17 protein-coding genes are annotated in these 20445 nt (G+C 32.4%); 6 read left to right on the top strand and 11 right to left on the bottom strand.

The window, feature by feature from the left end; translation table 11 throughout:
* The first annotated feature begins 103 nt into the window (after nt 1-103).
* Together pyrF and IW18_RS17975 are read left to right on the top strand one after the other, a co-directional pair.
* Nucleotides 104-922, top strand: coding sequence for an orotidine-5'-phosphate decarboxylase (gene pyrF, locus IW18_RS17980; RefSeq protein WP_041519415.1), 819 nt, complete (start codon nt 104-106; stop codon nt 920-922).
* Nucleotides 923-996: 74 nt separating this feature from the next.
* A complete protein-coding gene (locus IW18_RS17975; RefSeq protein ID WP_041519413.1) occupies nt 997-1797 on the top strand; it encodes an ABC transporter substrate-binding protein in 801 nt (266 codons plus the stop codon).
* A 212-nt stretch (nt 1798-2009) separates the two neighbouring features.
* Here IW18_RS17975 and IW18_RS17970 read toward each other — a convergent pair whose 3' ends face one another.
* Both IW18_RS17970 and IW18_RS17965 read right to left on the bottom strand, forming a co-directional pair.
* Complete coding sequence (locus IW18_RS17970) at nt 2010-2930, bottom strand: helix-turn-helix domain-containing protein (RefSeq protein WP_041519411.1); 921 nt, start codon at nt 2928-2930, stop codon at nt 2010-2012.
* A 171-nt stretch (nt 2931-3101) separates the two neighbouring features.
* The gene (locus IW18_RS17965) at nt 3102-4112 is read right to left on the bottom strand and encodes an aldo/keto reductase (RefSeq protein WP_041519410.1); all 1011 of its coding nucleotides are present in this window, start codon (nt 4110-4112) and stop codon (nt 3102-3104) included.
* Nucleotides 4113-4954: 842 nt separating this feature from the next.
* Here IW18_RS17965 and IW18_RS17960 point away from each other — a divergent pair.
* Entirely contained in the window at nt 4955-6448 is a 1494-nt protein-coding gene (locus IW18_RS17960) for a catalase (RefSeq protein ID WP_041519408.1), read from the top strand.
* A gap of 133 nt (nt 6449-6581) precedes the next feature.
* Here the strand turns inward: IW18_RS17960 and purU are convergent, their stop codons facing one another.
* From purU to IW18_RS17930, 6 genes are all read right to left on the bottom strand, one after another.
* Nucleotides 6582-7436 carry a formyltetrahydrofolate deformylase gene (gene purU / locus IW18_RS17955; RefSeq protein WP_041519406.1) on the bottom strand — a complete coding sequence of 285 codons (855 nt, stop codon included), beginning with the start codon at nt 7434-7436 and terminating at the stop codon, nt 6582-6584.
* 113 nt (nt 7437-7549) lie between these two features.
* On the bottom strand, nt 7550-8272 hold the full coding sequence (locus IW18_RS17950) for a DUF4197 domain-containing protein (RefSeq protein ID WP_041519405.1): 723 nt from the start codon (nt 8270-8272) through the stop codon (nt 7550-7552).
* 182 nt (nt 8273-8454) lie between these two features.
* Complete coding sequence (locus IW18_RS17945) at nt 8455-8886, bottom strand: hypothetical protein (protein ID WP_041519403.1); 432 nt, start codon at nt 8884-8886, stop codon at nt 8455-8457.
* A gap of 5 nt (nt 8887-8891) precedes the next feature.
* Entirely contained in the window at nt 8892-9314 is a 423-nt protein-coding gene (locus IW18_RS17940; protein ID WP_041519402.1) for a cytochrome c oxidase assembly factor Coa1 family protein, read from the bottom strand.
* 144 nt (nt 9315-9458) lie between these two features.
* Nucleotides 9459-9800, bottom strand: coding sequence for a hypothetical protein (locus IW18_RS17935; protein WP_052480217.1), 342 nt, complete (start codon nt 9798-9800; stop codon nt 9459-9461).
* A gap of 178 nt (nt 9801-9978) precedes the next feature.
* Entirely contained in the window at nt 9979-11175 is a 1197-nt protein-coding gene (locus IW18_RS17930; protein ID WP_052480216.1) for a L,D-transpeptidase family protein, read from the bottom strand.
* A gap of 292 nt (nt 11176-11467) precedes the next feature.
* Between IW18_RS17930 and IW18_RS17925 the strand changes: the two genes are divergently transcribed.
* A complete protein-coding gene (locus tag IW18_RS17925) occupies nt 11468-14908 on the top strand; it encodes a methylmalonyl-CoA mutase family protein (RefSeq protein ID WP_041519398.1) in 3441 nt (1146 codons plus the stop codon).
* A gap of 150 nt (nt 14909-15058) precedes the next feature.
* On the top strand, nt 15059-16948 hold the full coding sequence (locus IW18_RS17915; protein ID WP_084607985.1) for an AAA family ATPase: 1890 nt from the start codon (nt 15059-15061) through the stop codon (nt 16946-16948).
* Nucleotides 16949-17403: 455 nt separating this feature from the next.
* Here IW18_RS17915 and IW18_RS17905 read toward each other — a convergent pair whose 3' ends face one another.
* Nucleotides 17404-17721, bottom strand: a complete 318-nt coding sequence (locus tag IW18_RS17905; RefSeq protein ID WP_041519391.1) for a hypothetical protein — start codon at nt 17719-17721, stop codon at nt 17404-17406.
* A gap of 199 nt (nt 17722-17920) precedes the next feature.
* Between IW18_RS17905 and IW18_RS17900 the strand changes: the two genes are divergently transcribed.
* On the top strand, nt 17921-18334 hold the full coding sequence (locus IW18_RS17900) for a helix-turn-helix domain-containing protein (RefSeq protein ID WP_041519390.1): 414 nt from the start codon (nt 17921-17923) through the stop codon (nt 18332-18334).
* Between the two features lie 481 nt (nt 18335-18815).
* Here IW18_RS17900 and IW18_RS17895 read toward each other — a convergent pair whose 3' ends face one another.
* A complete protein-coding gene (locus IW18_RS17895) occupies nt 18816-19202 on the bottom strand; it encodes a hypothetical protein (protein ID WP_041519389.1) in 387 nt (128 codons plus the stop codon).
* A gap of 363 nt (nt 19203-19565) precedes the next feature.
* Complete coding sequence (locus IW18_RS17890; protein WP_041519387.1) at nt 19566-19973, bottom strand: T9SS type A sorting domain-containing protein; 408 nt, start codon at nt 19971-19973, stop codon at nt 19566-19568.
* Nucleotides 19974-20445: the final 472 nt, after the last annotated feature.

Raw genomic sequence — 20445 nt, 5'->3', positions numbered from 1 at the left:
TATAAAACCAAAAAGCCATTCGTAATTGAATGGCTTTTTTTATTTTTGCGTACTTCTAAAAAAGAATTACTTCTGATGCACTAGAAGAACTAAAAAATCAAGAATGACAACACAACAACTACACAAACAAATTCTTTTAAAAAAATCATTTTTATGCGTTGGATTAGATCCTGATCTAACCAAAATACCGCCTCATTTATTAGAAACCGAAGATCCTATTTTCGAATTCAATAAAGCGATAATTGATGCAACAAATGATTTGACTGTTGGATACAAACCAAACACTGCTTTTTTTGAAGCATACGGAATAAAAGGGTGGATTTCATTGCAAAAAACAATCAATTATATCAACGAAAAATTTCCTGAAATTTTCACGATTGCCGATGCGAAACGTGGCGATATTGGAAACACTTCGAGCATGTATGCAAAAGCCTTTTTTGAAGATTTGAATTTTGATAGTGTAACCGTTGCACCTTATATGGGAAAAGATTCAGTAGAGCCTTTTCTTGCTTTCGAAAATAAACATACTATTATGTTGGCTTTAACGTCTAACGAAGGAGCTTTTGATTTTCAAACCTTAACTACAAACGGAAAAGAATTATACAAACAAGTTTTAGAAACTTCTAAAACATGGAAAAATAGCCATAATTTAATGTACGTAGTTGGAGCTACTAAAGCAGAATATTTTGCAGAAATTAGAAAAATTGTTCCGGATAGTTTCTTGCTAGTTCCTGGAATTGGTGCTCAAGGCGGAAGTTTATCTGAAGTTTGTAAATACGGAATGAATGATAAAGTTGGTTTATTAGTAAATTCTGCAAGAGCAATTATCTACGCTTCTAAAGGAACTGATTTTGCCGAAAAAGCAAGAGAAGAAGCTTTGAAAGTACAACAAGAAATGGAAGAGATTATCGCTAATAAATAAAGATTCAGTCGCAGTTTTCAGTCACAGTTCAGACTTAGATTGTAAACTGCGACTGAAAACTGCGACTGAATACTATGAAACAACTAACAGATCAATTAGGTACATTACATTCGTTTGAGAATTCTCCAAAAAGAATTATTTCGCTGGTTCCCTCTCAAACAGAATTGTTGTATGATTTAGGTTTAGATGATAAAATTATTGGAATCACGAAGTTTTGTGTGCATCCGTATCAATTAAAATCGACTAAGAAAATTGTTGGAGGAACTAAGAAAATTCATTTCGAAAAAATAAAATTACTGCAACCGGATATTATTATTTGTAATAAAGAAGAAAATACTGCTGAGATTGTGGCACAATTAAGTACAATTTGCCCGGTTTGGGTAACCAATATAGTTAGTATAGAAGATAATTTTCAGATGATTTTAGATTTTGGACAACTCTTTAATTGTAGAACCGATGCTCAAAAATGGAACGACAAATTGAGATTTGCCCTTAGCGATTTTAAAAAATATGTTGAAGATATTCCAGTAAAAAAAGCCGCATATTTTATTTGGAAAAATCCATTTATGGTTGCCGGAAATGATACCTATATTAATGAGTTATTAAAATTGAATCATTTTTCGAATATCTACGAAGACAAAGGCCGTTATCCGGAAATTGAACTCAAAAAAATGCGTTTAGAGGGTGATCCTGATTTGGTTTTTCTTTCTTCTGAACCTTATCCTTTTAAAGAAGAAGACGCATTTGAAATTGGACGTTTTACGCATCACGCCAAAACTGTTTTTGTCGATGGAGAAATGTTCTCTTGGCACGGAAGTAGATTGTTAAAAGCTTTTCCTTATTTTAAATTACTCCACGAAAGACTCAAAAATTAAATTCCAATTTTTATTGACATTGAGTATAATTTTATCGCAAAGCAGGCAAAGTTTTTTTATTATTAAGTTTCTATAAAAAGGAAAAGTTCGCAAAGCTTTGTGTTTATATAGCTTTACGAACTTTGATTACTTATTTAGGAATTAAAACTTAGCGAACTTTTGCGAAAAACCTTTGCGTGCTTTGCGGTAAAATCACGCCTTCAATTTAAAATTTAATTAAATGAACTTCTAAATTCTAAAGGAGAAACATTGGTTTTGCTTTTAAATAATTTATTGAAGGATTGCGGATATTCAAAACCCAACTGATATGCCATTTCACTTACACTTAAAGAAGTTGTGAGAAGTAATTCCTTTGCTTTTTCGATGATTTTATTATGGATGTGATGTTGCGTGCTTTGACCAGTTACAGAGCGTAACATATCGCTAAGATAGTTTGGAGAAACATTCAGTTCATCTGAAAGATAAGCAACTGTAGGAAGTCCAAATTGTTGTACTTTATCACTTTCAAAATAATCAGAAAGCAAGGTTTCTAATTTTGTTAAAAGAGTATTATTAGCTGATTTTCTAGTAATAAATTGACGGTTGTAAAACCTGTTGCAATAATTAAGTAATAATTCGATATGCGAAATCATAACATCTTGACTAAAAGCATCAATTGACGAAAGATATTCCTGCTCAATGTTTTGCATAATACTTATAATCATGGATTCTTCTTTGTCTGAAAGATGTAAAGCTTCATTAACAGCATACGAAAAGTAACCGTAGTCCTTTATTTTTTTTGCTAAAGGATAATTTTGAATAAAATCAGGATGAATAACCAGCATTGATCCGTAAACTGAAGTATCAATAGAAACTTCTGTTGAAATAACTTGTCCGGGCGACATAAATGTCATAACTCCTTCATCAAAATCATAATAATTTTGACCGTATTTCATTTTTCCTTTAAAACCTTTTTTTATAGAAACAGTATAAAAACCATATACAACACTTTTTAGATTATCATCAAAACGGCAACTTATTTGACTTAAGTCTACGAAACTGACTAATGGATGCGCAGGTTTTGGGATTTTTAATAATTGATGCATTTCTGAAATCGAATGTATTGTATGTGGAATGTGAGTTTCTTTTTTCATGATAAAAAGGTGAAATATTTAAGAAATATACAAACAGGAAAAGCTACTGTAAAGATAGCTTTTCCTATGGTTTAATTTAGAGTTTGATTATCACTTTGAATGTTCTCTAACCTTGGTAGGATAATTTTATAGGATAATTATTTACTATAATGAGAACGAAGTGAAATCTTTTTATTGATCAATAGATGCCATGCTAGCCTCGTCATAACGCATTCCGGTTTTTGTACCAAGCGGAATAATTTTTTCTAAACGATTCATTTCTTCATTAGTCAAAATAATTTGAGTTGCGGCAATATTTTCTTCGACATATTTTACTCTTTTTGTTCCCGGAATAGGTAGAATGTTTTTAGAAACAATCCATGAAAGTGCCAGTTGAGAAGCAGTAATTTGTTTTTCTTCGGCCATTTTTTTGATTTCATTTACCAATTGAATGTTTTTTTGAAATTGTTCTCCCTGAAAACGCGGTAATCTTCTTCTAAAATCATCAGCAGGAAAATCGTCCGGACTTTTGATATCGCCAGAAATAAAACCTCTGCCAAGTGGAGAATAAGCCACAAAACCAATTTCTAATTCGTTTAACGTATTTAAAATTCCAAATTCTTCAACACTTCTTTCAAACAAAGAATATTCAGTTTGTACAGCAGTTAAAGGATGAATTTTATGCGCTTTTCGAATGGTCTCTGATGATACTTCTGACAGACCAATATAACCTACTTTTCCTTCCTGAACCAATTCTGCCATTGCAGCAACTGTTTCTTCAATTGGTGTATTAGGATCAAGTCTATGTAGATAATACAAATCAATATAATCTGTTCCTAAGTTTTTAAGAGAGCGTTCTACAGCTTTTTTAACATACTCTTTTTTACCATTAAAATTCCAGGTAAGTTGTTCGTTATCGTCAATTTCAAAACCAAATTTAGTAGCAATAGTATAAGCATTACGATTGCCTTTTATAGCTTTTGCAACTAATCTTTCGTTGTGCAGTGGTCCGTATAAATCTGCTGTATCCAAAAAGTTTCCGCCTAATTCAAGTGAACGGTGAATGGTAGCAATTGATTCTTTTTCATCTGCTTTACCATATATATCTGCGCCGGCAATTTGAGTCATTCCCATGCAGCCTAAACCAATATTTGGAACAATAAGTCCCTGATTTCCTAATTTCATTTTTTTAATATCACTCATAATTTCGTTTTTAAATTTTAGATTGAAAATTATGAGACAAAGATCCGAGAGTAATATTTGTATAAAGTATCTAAATCCCGTGTAGTTGTATCCAAAATGTAGTTTTATTAAAACGTAATTTAACCGCAAAGTGCCCAAAGGTTTTGTATATGTGAGGGTTTGCATAAAACACAAAGTTCGCAAAGCTTTGTATCAAAAAACATTGCGAACCTTGCGTAAACTCTTGCGCACCTTGCGGTTAAATTACGCCCGATAAAACAAAAACGCATATAAAAAAAGAATGCCGACATCTCGAAGACGCCGGCATTATTTAACTAACCAAAACCAAAATAATAAATAACCAGTTTATTACACTACAAAGATCCGACTTATATGAATCTAATAGTGTTAAGGTCTTGTTATTACTTTGTTGGATATAAGTTAATGTCTAAATTTATGACTTAGAGTATATTTTCTGATGAGTAAAATTTATGCTTTTTGTGATAAAACTAACCACAAAGTAACTAACCTTTCACAAAGAAAATTTGAAATGAAAAAACAGAAATGGATATAAAGAAAGAATGCCGGCATCTCGAAGACGCCGGCATCATTTAACTAACCAAAACCAAAATAATAAATAACCAGTTTATTACTCTACAAAGATCTAACATATATGAATGTTTTGCTGTTAAGGTTTTGTTATTACTTTGTTGGACATAAGTTAAGATTTTTTAAGATGCCATTCTGAGGATTCTATGACTATAAATAGCTTTTGGTTATTAAAATATAATAACAATCAATTTTGTTTATGAATATGCTAAGGATAAGTTTGTATATTTGATAAAACATTAAATATCAGCAATATGGAATCAAAGAAAAAATTAACAACTGCAACAGGAACACCCGTTCCAGACAACCAAAACATTCAAACAGCTGGACCTCGTGGACCTGTTTTATTACAAGATTTTTGGTTTTTAGAAAAGATGGCTCATTTTGATCGCGAAGTAATTCCGGAGCGTAGAATGCATGCCAAAGGTTCTGGTGCATACGGAACTTTTACTGTTACTCATGACATTACAAAATATACAAGAGCTGATTTGTTTTCGCAAATTGGTAAAAAAACCGAAATGTTTGCACGTTTTTCAACTGTTGCAGGAGAAAGAGGTGCCGCTGATGCCGAAAGAGATATTCGTGGCTTTGCCCTGAAATTTTATACAAACGAGGGAAATTGGGATTTGGTAGGAAATAATACGCCAGTTTTCTTTTTCCGTGATCCAATGAAATTTCCGGACTTAAATCATGCTGTAAAACGTGATCCAAAAACCAATTTGAGAAGTGCTGATAACAATTGGGATTTTTGGACATTATTACCCGAAGCTTTACACCAAATTACAATTGTAATGAGTGATAGAGGAATTCCGAGATCGTACAGACAAATGCACGGATTTGGAAGTCATACCTTTAGTTTCTTAAATGCTCAAAACGAAAGACATTATGTTAAATTTCATTTTGTAACACAACAAGGAATCGATAACCTTTCTGATGAAGAAGCTGCAAAATTAGTAGGTGGCGACAGAGAAAGTCACCAAAGAGATTTATTTGATGCTATTGAAGAAGGAAACTTTCCAAAATGGAAAATGTTTATTCAGATAATGACTGAAGAACAAGCTGCTAATTATCGTTTCCATCCTTTTGATTTAACTAAAGTTTGGTTGAAAAAAGATTATCCACTAATTCCAGTTGGAGAATTCGAACTAAACAAAAACCCAGAAAATTATTTTGCCGAAGTAGAACAAGCTGCTTTTAATCCGGCGCATATTGTTCCGGGAATAAGTTTTTCGCCAGATAAAATGTTACAAGCGCGTTTGTTTTCTTATGGAGATGCGCATCGCTATCGTTTAGGGGTTAACAATTATCAAATTCCCGTAAACTCATCAAGATGTCCTTATAATACGTTCCACAGAGATGGTGCAATGCGTGTTGACGGAAACAACGGAAGCCGTATACATTATGAGCCAAATAGTTTTGGCGAATGGCAAGAACAACCTGAATTTAAAGAACCACCATTAGCACTTCATGGCGATGCCTGGGCACATAATTTCAGAGAAGACGATGATGACTATTTTACTCAGCCAGGTTTATTATTCAATTTACTGACAGATGAGAAAAAACAATTGTTGTTTAAAAATACAGCCGGACAAGTAGGAGGAGCGCAAAAGTTTATTCAAATACGTCACATTAGAAACTGCTTTAAAGCGGATCCAGCTTATGGAGAAGGTGTAGCAAATGCTCTTGGCTTAACAATGGATGAAGTAAATACTTTTGATGATCCAAGATTGTTGATTAAGGTTAGGTAATAAGGTTCTGAGGAACTAAGTTACTAAGAAGTTAAGTTTAAAAATTGTTTAAATAGTAAACCCGACAGGTTTTTAAAACCTGTCGGGTTTGTTTTATTTAAGAAAAAGCCTTTGTAACTCTGTAACTTTGAACCTAAGAAAAAACAACTGTTTTGTTACTATAAACCATAGTCTTACGTTCTGCATGTAATTTGATAGCGCGAGCCAAAACAATACGCTCCAAGTCACGACCTTTCATAATAAAATCATCAACGGAATGTATGTGCGAAACTCTCGCAATATCCTGTTCGATAATTGGACCTTCGTCTAATTCGGCAGTAACATAATGACTTGTTGCACCAATAATTTTTACACCGCGTTTAAAAGCCGAATGATAAGGTTTTGCACCCGGAAATGCCGGTAAAAACGAATGATGAATATTGATGATTCTATTTTTGTAAAGCGAAATCAAATTAGGCGTTATAATTTGCATGTAACGAGCCAAAACAATAAAGTTAATTTGGTATTTTTCTAATAATTCAATTTGTCTTGCTTCGCCTTCTTCTTTAATATCTTTAGTAAAAGGAACGCAATGAAAAGGAATATCAAAACGCTCTGCAATAGATCTTAAATCATTGTGATTACTTATTATAACCGGAATTTCGACATTAAGTTCGCCTGCGCTGTAACGCCCTAAAATATCAAACAAGCAATGATCGTATTTGGATACAAACAAAGCCATTTTTGGTTTTTGTTCCTGATTGTACAAATCCCATGACATATCAAAAGTCGAAGCTATATTTTGTTCAAAGTCTGCTTTAAATCCTTCAAGTGTAGTGTCCGGATTGGTAAATTCACATTCCAATCGCATAAAAAATACATTTTGCTCTACATCAACATGTTGGTCAATGTAGGTAATATTTCCTTCTACTTTAGCAATAAAAGTAGTCACTGTTGCAATAATTGCTTTTTGATCCTTACAATGAATCAGAATGGTTATTTTTTGCATTTTAAGTTTTTTTGGTTAGTTAACCGCAAAGTCCGCAAGGATTTACGCAAAGTTCGCAAAGTTTTTCAACCTCAGAACCTTTGCATCTTTGTCCCTTAGAACCTTCGTAAAAGTTACTTTTTATCCTGCATTGCAAACACGCTTTTTAGCACATGTGTTGTTCTTGCATTGATATTAGTACGAATATCTTTTTCTTCGACAGCGATCATTTTAAAAACTCCTGCCAAAGCTTGATTTGTTGTATAATCAGTTAAATCTGGATTTACCTTTTTAACTAACGGAATTGTATTGTATTTGTTAATGATGTTTTTCCAAACCACATCGGCACCCACTTTTTCGAAAGAGGTTTTGATCACCGGATTAAATTTTCCGTATAAAGCCGTTGTGGTACTATTTTGTAAATAAGTTGTTGCTGCGTTTTGATTTCCTAACAGAATGTTTTTGGCATCGGTAAACGACATATTTTTAACCGCCGAAACAAATATTGGAGTAGCTTCTTTTACAGCATCTTCGGCAGCGCGATTTAGAACTTTTACGCCTTCATCTGCCAATGAGCCCAAACCAACTCTTCGTAAAGTAGCGTCGACTTTTTGTAATTCGGCAGGCATAAGAATTTTAACGGCTTCATTTTTATAAAAACCATCAACAGCCGTTAGCTTGCTTACTTGTTGTGTAATTCCTTTATTGAGCGCTTCTTTTAATCCAGATGCAATATCAACACCGCCAACTCCAGAAATTTGCGTAGATAATTTTGTTATTTTTTGAGTTAAAGTTTCTTTTACCTGAGCATAAGAACCAAGGGAAAATACAAGCGCTAAAATTAAAATCTTTTTCATTAAGTAGTTTTATAAGTTTCAAAAATACTACTTATTCAAAAACAAAGCCACAATTTTATTTGAGCGGTAGATACAATTTGTTTTATAATTAACAATAGTTTTACTATTCGTTGCAAACGAAGTTCATTAAAAACTAAATAGCATAAATATTGGGTACAGTAATTTGTTGTTTTACCAGTAAATCAGTTTTTTCTTTTTCTCCACTCTCGAAGACTATTTTCAAAGAAAGATTTAATTAGGTCTTTTTCGCCATCAACACTAACCTGAAATGTTTTGTTGCCTTTTGTAGTAATCAACATATACGGTGAGTAAGTTAATCCGGAATTGTATATTGTGTCAATTTTTATAATATCCTTATAATAGGCAAAGTCTGTTTGGTTTTTCTTTGCATCTCGTTTGTCGATCCAATAAGATGCAATTCTTTTATTCGTATAAAAGTTTCCCGCAAATTGATTTTTAAACTGACTATAAAATTGATAAATAGTTTCGTCGTCGTCTAGAATTTTTAAACTTTTTATACGGTTAATATCATCTTGAGATAAAGTTTTATGATTCTCAATTTTGTTACAAGAAGAAAGAAACAATAAGAATGTTATAATGATGTATTTGTTCATATTACTTACTTCTTCAGCAAATCAATTTCCTCTTTTGTGTTCTCAATATAAACAGATTTTACGCTGTATTTCCAGGTTCCTCTTTTTTCGGCAACAATAAAAATCGTTCCTTTTCCTTTAGAGCCTTTTATAGGAATTTGTAAATCGCAATTTCCGGTATCATTACTAAGACTGATATTGCCCGACGTCATTCCATCTTCTTCGATGGGTTTTCCAAGTTTTTCAATTATAGTAGTATTGTGTTGTACTTCGGTCATAACCTCTTTATAAACATCAGAATCTTTCATCATTGAGGTAACGCCAAAGAAAATTCCAACAATAAATAAAACAAACAGAAGTATAATACTTAAACATCCTGTTGGTACAAGCCATTTCCAGTTTCTGTCCCACCAACTTTTTCTAGCGATTAATTCGTTTGAGTCTTCCATAATTTAGTTTAAAGTCTTGAGTTTGTTTACCATTGAAATTGAAATTTAAAAGTACATATTTTTTTGAAGTTATGGGTTTTATAAATAAAAAAAGCGAAAATATAGCAGGATATTTTCGCTTTAATAATTTAAAAAAAATAAGATTTAAACGTATTCTAAGCAATATAAATTAGGATTATGCACAGGATTCATTTGCTTTAAATCGGCTAATATATTATAGGTATTATTGTTACCGCCAATCGCTAAATAAAATAAAGATTTGGAGACATAAAAAGGTCTTAAAGGAAATGTGCGCCAACTTTTTAATAAACTCTTTAAAAAGTGTTTTATGACGTATTTGAATATTTTTTCTTCGGGACGTACAAAATAAATAGTTGAACTTTTAACGTTAGTCATTAAATTTGGAAACATTATAAATCGACCACCTTGCTGAATCAATAAATTTATTTCGAAAAGGGTTAATCCGTCTATATTCTCTGTTTTCATGATAATTAATTTTAATTAAAAATTAGTGGTATTATTATGAAGCAAAGGTCAGTCGATTTGGTTTTATTTTTAGTCTGTAAAAGATTTAAAATTAACAACTTAGGTTATTTTTTAAATAAAAAAAATCGGAAACTCATTGTGAAAATGGTTTCCGATTATAGTATAGACTTTTTTAATTTTAGAATTTGTTTGAAGCAAGTATTTCTTTTGAGATCGTAATTTTATTTAAATCGCCATCTCTATCATAAACATCTTGATAGAAACAAATTTCGCCAGAATCATTTACCCAAGTTGTAAAGTATGTAATGTAGATTGGAACTTTATTGGGCAATTTAAAAGTTGTTTCTTCGGTACCTTCCATAGCTTTATCAATTTTTTCAGCAGTCCATTCAGGATAATCTTGTAGCATCGCAATGGCAAGTTCTTTGGCTTTACTTACGTTAACGCAACCATGGCTAAAAGTTCTTTTATCGAAATCAAATAATGTTTTGGCAGGTGTGTCGTGCATATAAATATCATCTGGATTAGGGAAAATAAATTTCACCAAACCTAATGAATTGTCAGGACCGGGTTTTTGTCTCACCTGACCATTTATAATTTCCATATTGTGGTCGGCTAAATAATTTTTGTCTGCGGCAATCTTAGATTTTAATTCGTTGTCAACAATACTTTGCGGAACTGTCCAATAAGGACTAAAAACAACTTTGTCAATGTTTCCGTCAAAAATTGTGGTTTTAGTTAAAGGAGCTCCAACAAAAACTTTAGATTCAAGTTCGATTTTGCCATTCTTTACATAAACCAACTCATATGATGGCACATTCACCATAATGTATTCTTTATTCGTTAGCAATTTTTGAGAAATTGATTTGCAACGTTCCATATTAATGTTGATTCTTCTTATTTTTTCCTCGATACTTTCGTTCAAGTCTTTAATATGATCTTCGGTAATAATATAATTTGGTTTTAAACCATTACGTAATTTATATTTCATTACACCATCCATTAATTCCTGATCATAAAAATCACTTTTAGAATCATTTTTTAAATCCCCCATTATAAATAGTCTATTTCTAATCTCGGCCACCGTAATTGATTTCTCGTCAGGTCTGATATCTTTGTAAGGAGTAGCAAGAGTCATTGGTTTCCAAGAGTCTTCGGCCGCTATTTTTTTATATTTTTTTAGAGCATTTTGCAATTTGTTGTACTGATTAAAAAGTACAGTATTGTTTTCTTCTTCTAAAGTAGATTTAGTAGATAAAGTATCTAAATTAGATTTTGAAGATCTGTTGTTTAAATTCTCTTTTTCAATACCATTAAAAGAGGAAATGAAAAAACTAAGAGATAAAATTAGGCTAAGTGAATATAAAGTTTTCATTTTTTAAAATTTTTACGTTGTTGCTTTTCTGTTTTAGTTTTAGTAAAAATTTGGGGGTTTTTATATACTGCTAAATTACTTTACTGTACTGCTTTACAGGTTATTAGATTATGTTTTAAAGTTGCGAAATTGCCATGTTTGTAGGTTTTATATCTATATATCAACTCATTGCGTAAATTGTTACCCTTATAATAAAAAAATAATTATTTTTTATGTTAACATAAAGCTATTACGATAATCAAATATTAAAATATTTTGTAAATTGCTCCCTTAAAATTATCATATTCATAAAATGGAACAACAAATACCATATATTCCTAAAAATAAAGTAAGAATTGTCACAGCAGCTTCTCTTTTTGACGGGCACGATGCAGCGATCAATATCATGCGCCGTATAATTCAGTCAACTGGAGTTGAAGTAATTCATTTAGGACACGATAGAAGTGTCGAAGAAGTGGTAAATACTGCCATTCAGGAAGACGCCAATGCAATTGCAATGACATCGTACCAAGGCGGACACAACGAATACTTTAAATATATGTATGACTTGCTTCATGAAAAAGGAGCGGGGCATATTAAAATATTTGGCGGCGGTGGTGGAGTAATTTTGCCAAGTGAAATTTCAGAATTACATGAATATGGTATTACAAGAATTTATTCTCCAGATGACGGACGTTCTTTAGGTTTACAAGGAATGATTAATGATTTGGTAGAACGTTCAGATTATCCTATTGGAGATAAACTAAACGGAGAAATTGATCATATCGAAAATAAAGTTCCAACGGCAATTGCACGTTTAATATCGGCTGCTGAGAATTTTCCTGAAATTGCAAAACCGGTTTTTGATAAAATTCACGAAAGCAATGCTAATTCTAAAATTCCGGTTCTTGGAATTACAGGAACTGGTGGAGCCGGAAAATCGTCTTTGGTTGATGAATTGGTTCGTCGATTTTTAATTGATTTTCCTGAAAAAACAATCGGATTAATTTCTGTCGATCCATCAAAAAGAAAAACAGGAGGAGCACTTTTAGGAGACAGAATCCGTATGAATGCCATAAATAATCCTCGCGTTTATATGCGTTCGTTGGCAACACGACAATCAAATTTGGCATTGTCTAAATATGTATCCGAAGCGATTCAGGTTTTAAAAGCTGCAAAATACGATTTGATTATTTTGGAAACTTCGGGAATTGGACAATCTGATACCGAGATTATGGATCATTCTGATGTATCGTTATATGTAATGACACCAGAATTTGGAGCTGCAACACAATTAGAAAAAATCGACATGCTTGATTTTGCTGATTTGGTAGCTTTAAACAAATTTGATAAAAGAGGAGCTCTTGATGCCATTCGTGACGTTAAAAAACAATACCAACGCAACCATAATCTTTGGGATAAAAATCCTGATGAAATGCCGGTTTTCGGAACCATTGCTTCGCAGTTTAACGATCCGGGAATGAACACGCTTTATAAAGCGATCATGGATAAAATTGTAGAGAAAACTGCATCTGAATTAAAATCGACTTTTCAGATTACGAAAGAAATGAGCGAGAAAATCTTTGTGATTCCGCCTCACAGAACTCGTTATTTATCTGAAATTGCAGAGAACAACAGATCGTATGACGAAAGTGCCCTTTCGCAACAAAAAGTAGCACAAAAATTATACGGAATTTTTAAAACCATAGAATCGGTTTCAGGGAAAATACCACAAATTAATAAAGCAGGAATCGACGATTCGACCGTTTTACCAAGCGCAGTCGAAGCACACGACGAAAATAGAATATTTCTGAATCTTTTACTAAATCAGTTTGATAAAGTAAAAATGGATTTAGATCCGTACAATTGGGAAATTATCCTGAATTGGGATGAAAAGGTAAACAAATACAAAAATCCGGTTTATACCTTTAAAGTTCGTGATAAAGAAATTAAAATCGCGACACATACAGAGAGTTTATCGCACTTGCAAATACCAAAAATAGCTTTGCCTAAATATGAAGCTTGGGGCGATATTTTGCGTTGGAATTTACAGGAAAATGTTCCTGGAGAATTTCCGTTTGCATCAGGATTATACCCGTTTAAACGTGAAGGCGAAGATCCCTCAAGAATGTTTGCGGGTGAGGGCGGACCGGAAAGAACCAACAAACGTTTTCACTATGTGAGCGCGGGATTACCTGCAAAACGACTTTCGACCGCTTTTGATAGTGTAACTTTATACGGAAACGACCCAGATTTGCGTCCGGATATTTACGGAAAAATTGGTAATGCAGGAGTTTCTATTTGTTGTCTTGACGATGCTAAAAAACTATATTCAGGTTTCGACTTGGTTCATGCTTTAACCTCTGTAAGTATGACCATAAATGGACCAGCGCCAATGTTGTTAGGCTTTTTTATGAATGCGGCGATCGATCAGCAATGCGAATATTACATTAAAGCCAACGAACTGGAAAAAGAAGTTGAGGCTAAAATCAACAAAATATATAAGGAAAAAGGAACGGAACGCCCTAAATATCAAGGCGATTTACCCGAAGGAAATAATGGTCTTGGTTTAATGCTTTTGGGCGTTACGGGCGATGAGGTTTTACCTTTGGAAGTTTATAACGATATTAAAGCCAAAACATTATCGCAAGTTCGTGGAACAGTTCAAGCCGATATTTTGAAAGAAGATCAGGCGCAAAACACTTGTATTTTCTCGACCGAATTTGCACTAAGATTAATGGGTGACGTTCAGGAATATTTTATTACCAAAAACGTTCGTAATTTTTATTCGGTTTCGATTTCGGGATATCATATTGCCGAGGCGGGAGCAAACCCAATTACACAATTGGCATTTACGCTTTCGAATGGTTTCACTTACGTGGAATATTATTTGAGCCGCGGAATGAGCATTAACGATTTTGGACCAAATTTATCGTTCTTCTTCTCAAACGGAGTAGATCCAGAATATTCAGTAATTGGTCGTGTGGCACGTAAAATTTGGGCAAAAGCCATGAAAAACAAATACGGAGCCAACGAAAGAGCACAAATGCTAAAATATCATATTCAGACTTCAGGGCGTTCTCTACATGCACAGGAAATCGATTTCAACGATATTAGAACGACTTTGCAGGCTTTGTATGCAATTTACGACAACTGTAATTCATTGCATACCAATGCTTACGATGAAGCCATTACAACACCAACCGAAGAATCTGTGCGTAGAGCAATGGCAATTCAGTTGATTATTAATAAAGAATTAGGTTTGGCCAAAAACGAAAACCCAATTCAAGGTTCGTTCATTATCGAAGAATTGACAGATTTGGTTGAAGCTGCCGTTTTACAAGAATTCGACCGAATTACAGAGCGTGGCGGTGTTCTTGGTGCAATGGAAACGATGTACCAACGTTCGAAAATTCAGGAAGAAAGTTTGTATTATGAAACCCTAAAACACAACGGAGATTTCCCAATTGTGGGTGTAAACACGTTCCTAAGTTCAAAAGGTTCTCCAACGGTTATTCCGGCAGAAGTAATTCGCGCCACCGAAGAAGAAAAACAATATCAAATTACAATGCTCGATAACTTACACCAGTTTCACGAAGCAAAAGTAAACGAGCACTTAAACAAACTACAAGAAGCCGCGATAAAAAACGAAAACTTATTCGACCATTTAATGGAAGCTACAAAGATTTGTTCACTTGGTCAAATTACTTCGGCATTGTTTGAAGTTGGTGGGCAATATAGAAGGAATATGTAGAATTTACTATTTTAAAATTTTTGGAAAAACCTCTCAGAAATGAGAGTTTTTTTTGTTTTAAATTTTTTCAAATCAATTATTATAGAATTAATTTTAGTAGATTTATTTTTATAATTTTCAATTTCAGTAATCAATCTAATTAATATATAAATGAAGATACAAAAAATAAATTTAGGCGAAGAGATTACATCAAAAATAGATCTCCAGCCAATTTCCATGGATCGTTTAGGTAGTGTAGTTTTATTGGCCGGTAAAAATGGTTCAGGAAAAAGTAGAACATTAAGATTAATTAAAGAGCAGATTGCAATTGTACCGAATACTGAACAAGTAATAAAATTAAAGAATGAAATTAAAAATTATAATGGCGGAATATTAAGTGAAGAAGGAGTCCAACATAATTCACATTCAACAATAGATTCAATTGAAAGAAGTAAACAGATTATTAAAAGTTACAAAGAAGAAATTAGTAAGAGGGAAGAACAATTAAAAAGTATAAATTATTTTTCTTTATTTCCTGAAAAGGAAGATAAAGTTTTGGTTGATTTTGTACCACAATCTTTGAATTTAACGGATAGTTATACAATTCCTGCTCAGCAACGTGATGGTCATGCTAAATTAATTTATAATGTAGGTATGAACAATATCTCAATGGGTGCTATTTCAGCAATTGAAAAGATTCAAAGAAATTTTGTAGAAGCAAGTGTTCCAGAAGATTCAAATGTAAGTGAAGAGGACAGGAAAGAAATATTATTTCAGTATGAAAAATTAAAAAGTTACATAAAATTATTTCTGAATACAGATTTAAAAAGAACTAAAGATGGTTATCCTGAAGTTTTTGGTAAACGTATTGGTGAAGCAAAGCTATCTAATGGTCAAATAATTCTATTGCAATTTTGTATGGCACTTTATGGGCAAGAAGTTAATTTAGAAAATGTAGTCATATTTATGGATGAACCTGAAAATCACTTACACCCAGCAGCTTTAATTGAGGTTATTGATAAAATTATTCCGCATATCAAAAATGGACAATTATGGATTGCAACACATTCGATTAATGTGTTGGCTCATTTTGATCCTTCATGTATTTGGTATATTGATGAAGGAAAAATTTCTTATGCAGGAGATATTCCTCAAACTGTTTTGAAAGGATTGCTAGGAAATGAAGAAGAAATTGAGAAATTGTCTCATTTTTTATCTTTACCTGCTCAGATGGGGAGTAATAAGTTTGCGTATGAAAGTTTGTTTTATCCTGAAGTACTAATAACTGGATCAAAAGATCCACAAGTTGAACAAATTCATGAAATAATAAAAGATCGAGTAGCCAAAGGTCAAAAACTTAAGGTTTTAGATTTTGGTATTGGAAAAGGAAGATTGCTTTCTACTATATATGAGAATGAAAGGTTAAGAAATTCAGATATCACTGAGTGGTTGGACTTTTATGGATACGATAAATTTGATGAAAATAAAGATACTTGTATTAAGGTATTTGAAGACATTTATGGTGGTAGTTCAGATAATAGATATTTTAATGATATAACACAATTGTTATCGACGCATGATGAAAACACTTTCGATATTATAGTAATGTGTAATGTTTTTCATGAAATAGAGCCAAATGAATGGTTAAATTTATTCACTTCTGTAAAGTCTCCTTTTAAATTGCTTAAAGAGGACGGCTTTTTGTTGATTGTGGAAGATCAGTTTTTAGCAATTGGAGAAAAAGCACATGCGAAGGGATTCTTAGTTTATGATGAACTTGAATTCAAGAAATTATTTAAAATTGCTTCGGAAGACGCATATGTATCTACAGACTATAGAAAGGATGGAAGATTAAAATCTCACCATATTCCAAAAAAGTGCATAACGAGAATAGATGCTAAATCAAAAATAGAATCATTAGAAATGTTAATTCAAAACTCAAAGGATGCAATTAAAGAATTAAGAAAAACTACTGAACCAACATTTAAAAATGGCAAACGACATGGTTTTTGGTCTCAGCAATTAGCAAATGCTTCGCTTGCCTTAGAAGAATTGGGTTAGAATTCCCCCCGCTAGCGCGAGCGTCTCGCTCGTGAAGGCAAAGTAATGCACGAGCGAGACGCTCGCGTCAGCAAAACACAAAATTCCATCCAGTTTGTCATTTCGACCGAAGGGAGAAATCACACGTGAAGCTCGACAATGCAAATCATCAATCTTTGTAGAATTACTTGTGTGATTTCTCCCTTCGGTCGCAATGACAATTTTGTGGTTAATTTTGATGGAGTTTTAAAATAGTTCCGAAGGAACCAAACATATTGTAGGGATGGATTTTAATCCGTCCATGACAAAGAAATTCCATCCAGTTTGTCATTCGAAACTCGATATTACAAATCACAATCTTTGTAGAATTACTTGCGAAGATTTGCTTCGCCTGTTCGCTATCGCTCGGGTCTCCCTTCGGTCGAAATGACAATTTTGTGGTTAATTTTAAACGGATTAATTTCTTTGACAAAAGATCATTCATTAACTATATCTTCAATGTCACTCAAAAATTCAAGTTCATCCATGGGAATCATTTGTAGAATGGTTTCAAGAATTAGGCTCACATTTATGGCATCGTTTTTATTGTTTCTTACATTATGCATGTCATGATCGAGTGCCAGAATACATAATTTTAGCATATCGGTAATTAGACAACCGAGTTCGAAGTAGTTTATAATCTTGATTTTAAAAATATAAGCTTCAGATTTGTCGTTGGTGGGTTTTAAGGTCTGAAAATGTAGAGTGGCTAATTGTTTAAGTCTTGCCAAAGTCTGGGTTTCATTTGTTTCCATAACATATATTTTTTATTTGTAACTTGTTAATCGTTTTACAATTAGATTTTTATTATAAGAAAAATTGTACTTTTGTTTGATTTGATACAAGAGTAGAAATTGATTGTAGCGTACCGAACCGTTTTGGCGGGTATCACAACAGTCGAAATAAGTTTTTTACCAGTTGAGGTTTTTCACACTTAATTATTATCTTTGAATTATGAGCACACTAACAAAACCAAATCATATAGGGCGAAAAATAAGCCGTATTCGCGAACTTCGTGACATGAAACAGGAAGCTTTAGCACAGGCTTTGGGAATAAGTCAGCAAACAATATCTGCTATTGAAAACAGCGAAACCATAGAAGAAGAAAGACTTGTTGAAGTAGCAAAAGCGCTTGGTGTAACGGTTGAAGCTATCAAGAATTTCTCAGAAGAAAGTATGATTAATTATTTTAATAGTTTTAATGAAGCTGTAAACAATAGCCATTTTGGAAATAATAATAATTGCACTTTCAATCCATTGGATAAATTAGTAGAATCTTTCGAAGAAAATAAAAAGCTTTACGAACGTTTGCTTCAATCAGAAAAAGATAAAATCGAATATCTCGAAAAATTACTTAAAGGAAAATAATACTCTTGAAAGAGGTTTATTCATAAAAAAAAGCATCAGCCACGGTTGGTGCTTTTCTGTTTTAATACAAAAAAACATACTCTGCAAAGTGTTCATTTATAAATTTATTAGTGTTGTGGTAAGTTTGCTGACTTCTTACACATTTCAATAATCAACAAAGAGAATCAAGAATATTTTTATAAAGGGCATATAGCGGTTGGTTTGTCATTTCGACCGAAGGGAGAAATCACACTAGAAGATCAACAATGCAAATCACCAATCTTTGTAGAATAACTTGTGTGATTTCTCCTTACGTCGAAATGACAATATTGCGGTTAATTTTGATGAAGTTTTAAATAGTTCCGAAGGAACGAATCATATTGTGGGGATGGATTTTAATCCGTCCATGACAAAGAAATTCCGTCATCAAAATTAATTTGGTTATGCCGAAAAAAAAAGCAGCTCTTGGAAGGAGCTGCTTTCATTTTTAAGCAAAAAACAATTAACGTCTAAAAGCTGGGCTTTTGTTTACTGACTCGTCAAGTTTTACAGTTTTTACTTTTTTGGCTGTAACTTTAATCTCGTGTTTCTCAATTTTACCATTTTCAGTTACTTCTAATAAATAAGTTCCGGCTGGATGACCTTCTAAACTTATTGTTTTAGAAACTTCTAATTTATCTACAGCAGATTGTCCTGCATACACTAAATTATGATTTTCATCAAAAATAGAATAATTTGATTTTTCGGCAGTGTTCAAAGTAAAACTCATTACTTTTCCGTTGCTAGTAATTATATTCAAAATATAATCACCTTTTCCATCAATTGCATAGGTAAAAATTGTGGTTAGAAAAACGGCTACAACCAAGCCCATTTTGGTAAATTTTGTCATGTTTTTTTAATTGTTTATTACTATTTGTGGAACACGTAAAACTACAAATAGAAATTTAATTTTATGCAAAAAAAGTTCTTTTTTAGAAGTGTAAATTGCTGAATTAAAGATGTTTCTGTGTTTTATCTGAACAATGTACGTAATTGCTGGATTCTTGGATGTTTTTTTATTGATTTTTTTAATGGTTTAAAAATCAGTTGTTTGTATTTATTAAGAATATTTTTTCAAAAAATAGAAGTGTCATAAACTCGAGGTAAAATTTGGGCATAAAAAAACAGCTCAATAACCACAAAGAGCTGTTTTAAACGTAATGTTTTATACTAACTATCTAACCTCACTTTTATACTGTATAAGTATAACTTTTTAGCGTACTGCTACGACTGTATTATTTGCAGAAAAACCTGGTTTGTAAACTGATGAAACTGCTTTTTTTGATATTACTGTATTATCGTCAGTAATTGTTATTTCGTGTCTCACTTTTTTTACATTGTCTTCAACTTCCAGGAAGTAAGTTCCTGCTGGAAATTCTTCTAAACTAAAAGTTCTCAAGATTCCGTCTTTGCCAGAAGCATTTTCAGAATAAATCAAACTACCATCTTTATCATAAATAGATAAACTTGCTTTTTGTAGTTTGTTTAAGGCAAACGTAATTTGTTTACCACTTGTTTTTATTACATGAAGATTAAAATCTTCATTCCCGTCGATTGCATAAGTACTAAATCCTGTAAAAAGTACTGCACATACTAAACTTAATTTTAAAATCTTTTTCATGACATTTGTTTTTTAGATTAATAGCTCTAATTCTCTGATGCTAAATTACTTATAGAACATGTGTTTTTGTACAACTCTATTTTCCTATTTATGTGCTATATTCTCATTTACGAAACCGTTATAGGTTAAAATTTGAATTATATTTAGCGTTTTAGTTAAATCAGTTATTATTTTTTAATGTTTTCTTTAAAATAAGATAATATTGGAGTTGCTGTATTTCTTACAAAATAGTTCTTTATTTAGCAGGAGGTATTTTACCGCAAAGTGCGCAAAGGTTTTTTTATATTAGGTTTTGGAAAAATAGAAAGTTCGCAAAGCTTTATGTTGAAATAGCTTTGCGAACTTTGCTTTTTTTCTGCGTGCTGCAAGTTTAAATTCTTTGCGCACTTTGCGGTTAAATCTCATTTCGACGAGGTTTTATACAAAACGCAAAGTTCACAAAGCTTTGTGTTGAAAAAGCTTTGCGAACTTT

This window comes from Flavobacterium hibernum, from assembly GCF_000832125.1.
GTDB lineage: Bacteria > Bacteroidota > Bacteroidia > Flavobacteriales > Flavobacteriaceae > Flavobacterium > Flavobacterium hibernum.
Note: the sequence above shows the minus strand (reverse complement) of the source record. Positions and strands in the feature narration are given on the sequence as shown.

Coding starts and splice junctions, on each gene's coding strand:
- pyrF (WP_041519415.1), top strand. CDS start 104: ATGACAACACAACAACTACACAAACAAATTCTTTTAAAAAAATCATTT.
- IW18_RS17975 (WP_041519413.1), top strand. CDS start 997: ATGAAACAACTAACAGATCAATTAGGTACATTACATTCGTTTGAGAAT.
- IW18_RS17970 (WP_041519411.1), bottom strand. CDS start 2,930: ATGAAAAAAGAAACTCACATTCCACATACAATACATTCGATTTCAGAA.
- IW18_RS17965 (WP_041519410.1), bottom strand. CDS start 4,112: ATGAGTGATATTAAAAAAATGAAATTAGGAAATCAGGGACTTATTGTT.
- IW18_RS17960 (WP_041519408.1), top strand. CDS start 4,955: ATGGAATCAAAGAAAAAATTAACAACTGCAACAGGAACACCCGTTCCA.
- purU (WP_041519406.1), bottom strand. CDS start 7,436: ATGCAAAAAATAACCATTCTGATTCATTGTAAGGATCAAAAAGCAATT.
- IW18_RS17950 (WP_041519405.1), bottom strand. CDS start 8,272: ATGAAAAAGATTTTAATTTTAGCGCTTGTATTTTCCCTTGGTTCTTAT.
- IW18_RS17945 (WP_041519403.1), bottom strand. CDS start 8,886: ATGAACAAATACATCATTATAACATTCTTATTGTTTCTTTCTTCTTGT.
- IW18_RS17940 (WP_041519402.1), bottom strand. CDS start 9,314: ATGGAAGACTCAAACGAATTAATCGCTAGAAAAAGTTGGTGGGACAGA.
- IW18_RS17935 (WP_052480217.1), bottom strand. CDS start 9,800: ATGAAAACAGAGAATATAGACGGATTAACCCTTTTCGAAATAAATTTA.
- IW18_RS17930 (WP_052480216.1), bottom strand. CDS start 11,175: ATGAAAACTTTATATTCACTTAGCCTAATTTTATCTCTTAGTTTTTTC.
- IW18_RS17925 (WP_041519398.1), top strand. CDS start 11,468: ATGGAACAACAAATACCATATATTCCTAAAAATAAAGTAAGAATTGTC.
- IW18_RS17915 (WP_084607985.1), top strand. CDS start 15,059: ATGAAGATACAAAAAATAAATTTAGGCGAAGAGATTACATCAAAAATA.
- IW18_RS17905 (WP_041519391.1), bottom strand. CDS start 17,721: ATGGAAACAAATGAAACCCAGACTTTGGCAAGACTTAAACAATTAGCC.
- IW18_RS17900 (WP_041519390.1), top strand. CDS start 17,921: ATGAGCACACTAACAAAACCAAATCATATAGGGCGAAAAATAAGCCGT.
- IW18_RS17895 (WP_041519389.1), bottom strand. CDS start 19,202: ATGACAAAATTTACCAAAATGGGCTTGGTTGTAGCCGTTTTTCTAACC.
- IW18_RS17890 (WP_041519387.1), bottom strand. CDS start 19,973: ATGAAAAAGATTTTAAAATTAAGTTTAGTATGTGCAGTACTTTTTACA.